Genomic DNA, 315 nt, shown 5'->3' with positions numbered 1-315 from the left:
GAGCTTGGCCTGGGCGCCTTCGGGCGTGAGCAGGTAGAGGTAGCGCTGCTTGGTCTTGCTGCGGGTGAAGTTTTCCACCTTCACCCAGCCCTTCTCGATCACCGCGCGCAGGCAGTCGTTGGTGCTGCTGAGGCTCAAGCCCACCAGCCTGGCCAGCTCGCGCTGGCTGGCGCCTGGGTGTTGTTCCAGGTGGCGCAGGAGGCGGTATTGGTGTTCGTCCTTGATCATCACGGCGGGGGGGGTTCCAGGCACGCTACCGCCCTGCCTTGTCACTTGCCGGCATGGGCTGCGTGGGTCTGGTTGTCAGGTGCGTGA

Annotated in this window: 1 protein-coding gene; it reads right to left on the bottom strand. The window is 65.4% G+C overall.

Annotated elements, in window-relative coordinates:
* The coding region (locus F2Q65_RS19340) for a MarR family EPS-associated transcriptional regulator (RefSeq protein ID WP_246156406.1) at positions 1-252 on the bottom strand (252 nt) is incomplete at its 3' end.
* Positions 253-315 lie beyond the last annotated feature (63 nt).

The organism is Thiohalocapsa marina (genome assembly GCF_008632335.1).
Lineage (GTDB): Bacteria > Pseudomonadota > Gammaproteobacteria > Chromatiales > Chromatiaceae > Thiohalocapsa > Thiohalocapsa marina.
This window is presented reverse-complemented; position numbering and strand designations above follow the sequence as displayed.